Raw genomic sequence first — 5,085 nt, forward strand, 5'->3', positions numbered from 1 at the left:
GTGTTGTCCATGATCAGCGGGAGGCCGTGGGCGTGAGCGGCCTCGGCCCAGGCCGGGATGTCGACGACGTTGATCTTGGGGTTGGCGACGGTCTCGCCGAAGACCAGGCGGGTCTTGTCGTCGACGAGCTGGGCGAGGTCCTCGGGCTTCTCGGGGTCGACGAAACGGACCTCGATGCCGAACTGCGGCAGCGTGTGGGCGAACAGCGCGTAGGTGCCGCCGTACAGGGTCGACATCGCCACGATGTTGTCGCCGGCGTAGCAGAGGTTGAGCACGGCGTACGTCGTCGCGGTCGAGCCGCTCGCGACGGCCAGCGAGCCGACGCCGCCCTCGAGCTGGGTCATCCGCTGCTCGAAGACGTCCTGGGTCGGGTTCATGATCCGCGTGTAGATGTTGCCGGGCTCGGCGAGCGCGAAGAGGTTCGCGGCGTGCTCGGTGTCGTTGAAGACGTAGGAGGTGGTCTGGTAGATCGGCACCGCCCGGCTGTTCGTGGTCGGGTCGGCCTCCTCCTGACCGGCGTGGACGGCAAGGGTCTCGGGGCGATAGGTCATGGACTCTCCTGTGGGTGGACGCGTCGTCGGGCGGCAGGGCGAGCCTAGGCAGACTCGTCGGGACGCTGCCGGGTCGTTCACCCGTCGGTCGTCACCAGCCGCCGGGGAAGCGCGCCGACCCGGAGATCACCGCCAGAGCAGCCACGACCGAGATCGCTGCGGCGAGGAGGGCCTCGCGTCCCAGGTGGCGCCACGGTGGCGCGAGCAGCAGGCCGAGACCGAGCAGCGCCGTCACCACGGGCAGGAGCAGGAGCGGCACGACGGACTCCACCACGCCGGCGGCCAGCCCGAGGCCGAGCCCGACGACGACTGCCCGCCCGACCGAGACCGGGCGATCTGCGCGGGGGAGGCCCACGACCGTCACGGCTCCGCCCGTGGCCAGCTGGTCGGGTGCGAGGGCTCGCAGCAGCAGGGTGGACGACGCGGTGTCGGTCACGACCACCACGTCGCGGAACCGATCACGCAGGGCGTGCCCGCGGACGAGTGAGTCGAGCTGGTGGCTGCGGTCGGCCGGGGGGAAGCGCGTCGGGGCCAGCAGCACCTCGACGAGCGGCTCGACGGCCAGGGCTCCGACCACGCGCTTGGCCTCCGCGGTGGGGGCGGTGAGAACCACGGGGTGGCGCCGCAGCTCGCTTGTGAGGCGGCGGAGCTCGGTGTCGGCGGCGTCAGTGCTCACCACGAGGATGCGCTGGTGGTTGGGCACCTGACGAGCCTACGCGCGGCTGTCCGTCGGTCGGTTCGTCCGAAGGTGGGGTCGGGGCGAGACTCATCCTCAGGGGTGAATCTCGACGAGGTGGGTTTGGCCCGCGGGTCAGGCGGGCAATTGATTGTCATGTCAATCATGTCGTCCGACGCTCAGGCCCCTCACTGGACTTCCGAGCTCTGGAGCGTTGCCTTCCTCTTCCTCGGCCCGTTCCTGGCGTTCCTCCTCGCGATGGTGGTGTCGGCATGACCGTCAGCAACCTGCACGACGCCCGCACGCTGATGGTCGAGGGCCCGGAGTTCCTCGCCGGCGACACCGCGATCAGCGATCTCTCCCCGCGCGAGGTCGACGTTTTGCGGCTGATCACCAACTGCTACTCCAACCAGCAGATCAGCGAGACGCTCTACCTGAGCCTCAACTCGGTCAAGACCTACATCCGTGGCGCCTACCGCCGCATCGGGGCGCCGACGCGTTCGCACGCCGTCATCTGGGGCGTCATGCACGGACTCCTCGAGGAGGGCCACCTCGGCTCGCACCTCAACCCGCCGCTCAACGCTGCCATCTGAGGTCTTCACCAGGCGTCCCTGCTGACGGCTCCGGCCGTTCGGGAGACACTGGTGCCATGTCCCCCCACTCTCTCGGGGCGGTGCCGAGCCGATGAGCGCGGTCCGCCTGCTGCCCTTTGCCGCCACCGCCGCCGCGTTCGCGGTCGCGGGTGCGCTGCTGCTGACCATCGACGGCGACGCCCTCGCGATGATCGAGCACCAGCAACGGATCGGTCACACGCCCTACGCCGTCGGGATCGGCTGGATGATCCTGGCGCCAGTGGTGCTGATCCTGGCTGCCGGCTACCTCACGGTCTCGCGGCTGCCCTGGGTCGTCGTCGGGCTGGCCCACCTCGTTGCGCTGGCGGCGGTGTCGGAGGAGTTCGCCGAGATGATGAGCACCGGCTTCTGGCTCGCCGCCCTGGCGAGCGCGCTCGGGGTGGTCGGCTCGTTCGCCGCTCTCGCGGCCGGTGGTCGGGCACGACCGGGGGCGTTCTGAGCGGGTCGCGGTGGCGATGATGTGGTCACTTGCTGGTAGGACTACGGGGTGAGGATCGTCATTCTGACCGGCGCGGGCGTCTCCGCCGAGAGTGGTGTGCCGACGTTCCGTGACGCCGACGGGCTCTGGGAGGGCCACCACGTCGAGGACGTCGCCACGCCCGAGGCATTCGAGCGGCAGCCGGGAGTGGTGCACCGCTTCTACGACGAGCGTCGCGCGGCGCTCTCGCTCGTCGACCCCAACCCGGCTCACGTCGCCCTGAGTCGGCTCCAGGCGGCCTGGGCGGACGACGTCTTCCTGGTCACCCAGAACATCGACGACCTCCACGAGCGCGGCGGGTCGGTCCACGTGCACCACATGCACGGCGAGCTCCGTTCGGCGCTCTGCCGCGGCTGCGGCGACCACGTCAGGTGGCTCACCGACCTGGCCGACTACCCGCCCTGCCCGGGGTGCCACGCCACCGAGCTGCGCCCGGACGTGGTGTGGTTCGGCGAGATCCCCTACGGCATGGACCTCATCCAGATGCAGCTGCAGCGGTGCGACCTGTTCGTCTCGATCGGCACCTCCGGCGCGGTCTACCCGGCCGCCGGGTTCGTGCAGTTCGCCGCCGCCCACGGCGCCCGCACCCTCGAGCTCAACCTCGACCGCAGCGAGGGCACGTCGCTCTTCGACGAGGCACGGCACGGTCCAGCCGGTCGGCTCGTGCCCGCGTGGGTCGACGAGCTGCTGGCCGACATCAGCGGCTGAGGCGCTCGCGGATCAACGCCTCGAGGCGGGGCACGTCGTCGGCGAGTCCGACGGTCGGCGCGAAGCGGCGGACGACGTCGATGAACATCTCGCCGGACTCGATGACCCTCGGGTCCATGTGGCCCATCACCTCCAGCACCACCACGCCGTACAGCTGGGTCCAGCCCTGCATGTAGACCCACACGAGCCCGCGGTCCTCGGCCGCGATGTGCGCGACCTTGGCGGGGATGAGCGGCTCCTCGAGCGCCTCACGGACGGCCGGCGCGAGATCGTCGAGGGCCGGGATCGGGAAGCGGCGCTGGACCCAGACGTCGTGGATGAGGTCGGTGAGCAGGTGCCCCGAGCTGGCCAGGGTGACGAGCTCGCGCCGCACGCAGGCGGCCTCGGCGATCGGGTTGGCGAACACGATGGAGAACTCGTGAGGGTTGCCCAGCGCCCACTGCCGGAACTCGGTCGTCGCTGCCACGAGGCGGCCGGCGGCGTCGTCGGGATCGAGGGCGTCGGCTGCGGCGGCGAACGTCTCGGTGGCCGCCTTGTCGATCTCGAAGGCGACGAGGTCGACGAGCTCCTGGTAGTTGGCGACGTAGCGGTAGAGGGCCGGCGCGGTCAGCCCCATCTTGGCCGCGACGGCACGCAGCGACAGCTCGGGGGAGTCCTGGAGCAGGTCGCGGGAGGCGGTGACGATGTCGGCGTACGTCGACTCGCGCTGGCGTTCGCGTCGGGTGAGCGTGGGGTCGATCAGGTGTGGCACGGGGTCCTCGAGATCGCGGGGAGGCTTGACGCTGAGAGTTTACACCGTTTACGGTGAACACCGTTCACTTCAATGAAGACCCATCACTCAGCCGACTCGGCGGCGGTAGCAGGAGACCCTCATGATCGATCGCTGGGCTCAGATCGTCGCCCACCGGGCGCGCCGGGTGCTGATCGTCGGCATGCTCGTCACGGTTGCCGCCGCGACCTACGGCTTCGGGGTCTTCGACTCCCTCAGCCAGGGCGGCTTCGACGATCCCGGCACCGAGTCGGCTCGTGAGCTGCGCCTCGAGCAGGACACGTTCGGGAACCGCACCGTCGACGTCGTGGCCATCTACTCCGCCGCCGACGGTTCCGAGTCGGCCGCGGATGCGTCCTTCGAGCGCGCCGTGCGCGACGTCGTCGCCGACCTGCCTGCCGCGCTGGTGACGTCAATAGTCGTGCCCTACGATCTCCCGGCCGAAGCCGCCGCACCGCTGGTCAGCCGCGACGGGACCGCCGTCCAGGTGCTGGTGTCGCTGGCCGGCGAGTCGCAGGACGACTTCCTCACGGCGTACGACGAGATCTCGCCGATCCTCGAGTCGGTCGGCGGCGGTCTCGAGGTCGAGCTGGCCGGCAGCTACGCGGTCTACAACGACGTCAACGAGATCACCTCCGAGGACCTCGAGCGCGCCGAGCTGATCAGCCTGCCGATCGTCATCCTGCTGGCGCTGCTGATCTTCGGCAGCCTGGTGGCGGCCTCGATGCCTGCGGTCGTCGGGGTGCTGGCCATGATCGGCTCGTTGGCGATCCTGCGGCTGATCACCGAGTTCCTCGAGGTCTCGGTCTTCGCCGTCAACGTGGTCTCGCTGATCGGCATCGGGCTCGCGATCGACTACGCGCTCTTCGTGATCAGTCGCTTCCGCGAAGAGCTGGCTCTGCTGCCCGACGCCTCCGACTCACCCGGCATCGCGATCGGCCGCACGCTGGCGACCGCCGGGCGCACGGTGCTCTTCTCCGGGCTCACCGTCGCTGCGGCGATGAGCAGCCTGCTGATCTTCCCGCAGAACTTCCTGCGCTCCATGGGGTACGGCGGCATGGCGGCCGTGCTGATCGCGATGCTGGCCGCGCTCACCATGCTGCCCGCGGCGCTCGTGCTGCTCGGGCGCCGCGTCGACGCCGGCCGGCTGCCCTGGCGCCGTGGCCGGTCCGTCGCCTCGTCGGCCGGCGAGGAACGCTGGGGACGACTGGCGCACGCCGTGATGCGTCGTCCGGTCCTGGTGATGTCGGCGACGATCCTGCTCCTGCTCG

7 protein-coding genes are annotated in these 5,085 nt (G+C 70.2%); 4 read left to right on the forward strand and 3 right to left on the reverse strand.

Annotated elements, in window-relative coordinates; translation table 11 throughout:
* A partial coding sequence (locus VOI19_RS13980; protein WP_323793573.1) for a PLP-dependent transferase occupies positions 1–551 on the reverse strand: 551 nt, incomplete at its 3' end.
* Between the two features lie 91 nt (positions 552–642).
* The gene (locus VOI19_RS13985; protein ID WP_323793574.1) at positions 643–1,254 is read right to left on the reverse strand and encodes a hypothetical protein; all 612 of its coding nucleotides are present in this window, start codon (positions 1,252–1,254) and stop codon (positions 643–645) included.
* A gap of 245 nt (positions 1,255–1,499) precedes the next feature.
* Here VOI19_RS13985 and VOI19_RS13990 point away from each other — a divergent pair, with 245 nt between their 5' ends.
* From VOI19_RS13990 to VOI19_RS14000, 3 genes are all read left to right on the forward strand, one after another.
* Complete coding sequence (locus VOI19_RS13990) at positions 1,500–1,820, forward strand: response regulator transcription factor (RefSeq protein WP_323793575.1); 321 nt, start codon at positions 1,500–1,502, stop codon at positions 1,818–1,820.
* A 91-nt stretch (positions 1,821–1,911) separates the two neighbouring features.
* The gene (locus tag VOI19_RS13995) at positions 1,912–2,298 is read left to right on the forward strand and encodes a hypothetical protein (protein ID WP_323793576.1); all 387 of its coding nucleotides are present in this window, start codon (positions 1,912–1,914) and stop codon (positions 2,296–2,298) included.
* A gap of 48 nt (positions 2,299–2,346) precedes the next feature.
* Positions 2,347–3,045 (forward strand): NAD-dependent deacylase, encoded by a 699-nt coding sequence (locus VOI19_RS14000; protein WP_323793577.1) that lies wholly within the window; start codon positions 2,347–2,349, stop codon positions 3,043–3,045.
* Here VOI19_RS14000 and VOI19_RS14005 read toward each other — a convergent pair.
* The gene (locus VOI19_RS14005; RefSeq protein WP_323793578.1) at positions 3,035–3,796 is read right to left on the reverse strand and encodes a TetR-like C-terminal domain-containing protein; all 762 of its coding nucleotides are present in this window, start codon (positions 3,794–3,796) and stop codon (positions 3,035–3,037) included. The genes VOI19_RS14000 and VOI19_RS14005 overlap by 11 nt on opposite strands.
* A gap of 121 nt (positions 3,797–3,917) precedes the next feature.
* Here VOI19_RS14005 and VOI19_RS14010 point away from each other — a divergent pair.
* Positions 3,918–5,085 (forward strand): MMPL family transporter (locus VOI19_RS14010; RefSeq protein ID WP_323793579.1); only part of this gene is annotated, 1,168 nt, incomplete at its 3' end.

Source organism: Nocardioides sp., from assembly GCF_034670285.1.
Taxonomy (GTDB): domain Bacteria; phylum Actinomycetota; class Actinomycetes; order Propionibacteriales; family Nocardioidaceae; genus Nocardioides.

Excerpts from the sequence above, each read along its gene's own strand:
- VOI19_RS13990 (WP_323793575.1), top strand. The coding sequence starts at position 1,500 with ATGACCGTCAGCAACCTGCACGACGCCCGCACGCTGATGGTCGAGGGC.
- VOI19_RS13995 (WP_323793576.1), top strand. The coding sequence starts at position 1,912 with ATGAGCGCGGTCCGCCTGCTGCCCTTTGCCGCCACCGCCGCCGCGTTC.